The sequence below is a fragment of the Maribacter sp. 4G9 genome (assembly GCF_002742265.1).
GTDB lineage: Bacteria > Bacteroidota > Bacteroidia > Flavobacteriales > Flavobacteriaceae > Maribacter.
The window spans coordinates 1-2,804 of record NZ_MDGL01000143.1 but is presented as its reverse complement, the minus strand read 5'-3'; the positions used below and the strand labels follow the sequence as shown (position 1 = coordinate 2,804).

Annotated in this window: 3 protein-coding genes; all 3 read left to right on the top strand. The window is 33.0% G+C overall.

The features are described from left to right. Positions 1-168: 168 nt before the first annotated feature. Genes BFP75_RS13660 through BFP75_RS13650 form a run of 3 tightly spaced genes read left to right on the top strand, consistent with a single transcriptional unit; the run spans position 169 to position 2,577 of the window. Positions 169-501, top strand: a complete 333-nt coding sequence (locus BFP75_RS13660) for a hypothetical protein (protein ID WP_099545935.1) — start codon at positions 169-171, stop codon at positions 499-501. Positions 502-504: 3 nt separating this feature from the next. Continuing rightward, entirely contained in the window at positions 505-1,710 is a 1,206-nt protein-coding gene (locus BFP75_RS13655) for a hypothetical protein (protein ID WP_099545934.1), read from the top strand. 39 nt (positions 1,711-1,749) lie between these two features. Further along, positions 1,750-2,577: a hypothetical protein gene (locus BFP75_RS13650; protein WP_099545933.1), complete on the top strand. Its 828-nt coding sequence runs from the start codon at positions 1,750-1,752 to the stop codon at positions 2,575-2,577. Positions 2,578-2,804 lie beyond the last annotated feature (227 nt).

The window sequence follows — 2,804 nt, the reverse complement described above, 5'->3', positions numbered from 1 at the left end:
AAGAAACCCCATCAACAATTTATCAACAAGGCAAGAAACAAGTGGCATGATGGTACCAAAGGGACAAAAAGGGTTTTCAACAGATCGGGCAGGTTATGAGTCTCCCCCCGGACCCCCCTCTTTCAACATCATCATTAAACTTATTTTTAAAGATTTATTGTCCTAACAATGGGGGGAATTATATATAAATTCATTAATGAGAGATCTTATGTTGAGAAGATATACAAATTCTCGGTAATCCAATTAGTACATGTAAATGGAAAACATAGAATTATTGACACCGAAGATAATAAAGATAAGGAAAACAAGGATAGCACCAGATGGCGTCTAAGAACAATTTCTGCTTATGCCATTCTCTCTTCGGCACCTCTACATCATATTGAAATTTATAGATCTCAAGACGATAAGGATGAAATTAAAGGGATAGGGGACATTGCAATAGGATCTGATTTTATTATCACTAAAGAAACAGATGAAGGTAACATATATATTGAAATTTAAAATATGAACGAGAAAAGAAAGGGAATTGGAAAGATTGCCAGTAGAGAAGATCTCATAAGTTTTTTCAGTAAGGGTAAGTTACCTAATGAGGACCATTTCGAGCAGCTTATAAATTCCAATTACAATAAAGCAGATGATAATCTTGACATAGATGATAAGGACGGTCTTATGCTTTACCCTGCAGAAGATGGAAAGTTATTAAATTTTTTTGAAGGTAGTGATGACGAGGATCCAAGATATGGGATACAAATTTCAAAAGAAGGATTGTCTATTGTAGGCAAAAAAGAGAATAAGGTTAGTTCTAAATCTGAAGAAGAAAAGCCTCATATATTTATTGAAAAAGACAAGGGTAAAATTGGTATAGGTAATAATATACCGAAACATAAATTAGATGTTTCTGGATTCGTCGCATCTCAAGGTCGATTGGGAAATATTCAAGGTGAAATGCCTGCTGATGGTCAATGGCATAATGTATTTGGTCAAAATAATTTATATAATGAAAAAGAAAAAGTATTGACTAATGTAAATGCGTTTGAAATTATGGCATATGCAAGAGGAGAAGTTAATAAAGGAAGGTATTCACTTTTACATGCAATTTGCACCTGTACTTGGGGGAGATCAAAAATTTCAAAAACAACATCTTACTACGGTAGAAAAAGAAACAAAATTGATGTACGCTGTGTTGCAAGAAAATCACAAATTGAGGATGGGCTTGCTGAAGAGGAAAAAGGAGATAAGCAAAAAGAGGAGGACAAAAGAGGGATACGAAAAATTAAGAAGTTTTTTGGTTATTTCTGGGAAAAGAAGGGACTCAATTATAACCTACAGATAAGAACGAAGTCATATTATGGATACTCAGGCTCTAAAGTTGACGATATGAAATTGTTCTATAATATTTCGGTACTATGGAATCCAAATTTTAAATCCCGAGTCTTAAAAGAGTTTAATATGGATAAAGATAAGTCAACTAAAGCTGTTACTGAAGAAACAAATATAATTGATAAAGAAGAGATAAAAAGTAAAATAAATGCATTAAAACATAAAGTAGAAAACCTTAAAAATGATAAGGAGAAACTTTCTGAAGCATTAAATCAACATTACAAAGAAAGTGAACAAGAAATTGAAGAGATTCGAAAGCAGTTTGAACTCATTTTAAAACAGATACCGATGGATGATTCTAGTAGAAAGAACTCAGATAAAAATGAATAATTTCAAAAATAGAATGATCAGCACAAATACGTTAAATCTATGAAAGAGTCTATTAGTTTTTCAGCTGAAGACAAAGAAAAAACCTCTTTAAATTTTTTCGAACTTCGACAAAAAGGGATAGAGTATATTCAGGAATTAAGCGGTGAAAATTGGACAGATTTCAATGACCACGACCCAGGGGTGACAATACTTGAACAGTTATGTTACGCCATGACAGACGTTGCAATGCGCACGTCTTGCGATATGAAAGATCTTTTGTCATCTAATAAATTAAAGGAGGACAACAAGGATTTTGCAGAAAAGAACGCTTTTTATGCGCCTTCTGAAATATACAATACGCATCCGGTTACAAATAGCGATTTAAGGAAAGTACTCATAGATCAATTTCCTGAGATTCAAAATATATGGATTTCAGAACCCAATAATAATGGATTAGAAGAGAAATTGGTTCTAATTTCACGTATTGATATTCTTATATATTCCTTTTTTTATCATCAACCAATAGGTGATAACCGTAAAGAAGAAATAAAAAAATTTATTGCAAGTCAAAGGAGTTTAGGTGAAGATGTTCAATCTATATGTTTTTTAGAGTCTAGGTATATGCCTCTTAAGATGGAGGTACAGTTAGCTTCAAAATATAATTTTGAAATCATATTGGCTAATTTTTTTGTGGCCTTATTTGAGTATGTGTACACCCCAATTAGTCAGTATTCTATGGTAGAATTGTTGGAAGACGGATACACAAAGGCGGAGATATTATCTGGACCAAAATTGAAAAATGGATTTATTAAGACTACAGACTTCAAAGATCGTCTAGTTTTTGTTAGTTCAAAAAAAATAGAAGAATGGAAAGGACGGTCAAAGTGAACCACTAAAAACGGATTAAAGTGAGCATAGCAAACTAAGTGCTCAAAAGGGACTATCTCATAAAGTGTGTAAATAAAAAAATAGCGGGGGCATGCCCCCGCTATTTTTTTAACTTTAAATTTTCACACCATTATGAAGAACGAGGAATTATTCGACGACAATTTTTTTAAACAGTTCAAGACCGGTGACGAGCTCAACGGTTTTTTGAAGGCACTCCAAAAACGCGG

Coding starts and splice junctions, on each gene's coding strand:
- BFP75_RS13660 (WP_099545935.1), top strand. CDS start 169: ATGGGGGGAATTATATATAAATTCATTAATGAGAGATCTTATGTTGAG.
- BFP75_RS13655 (WP_099545934.1), top strand. CDS start 505: ATGAACGAGAAAAGAAAGGGAATTGGAAAGATTGCCAGTAGAGAAGAT.
- BFP75_RS13650 (WP_099545933.1), top strand. CDS start 1,750: ATGAAAGAGTCTATTAGTTTTTCAGCTGAAGACAAAGAAAAAACCTCT.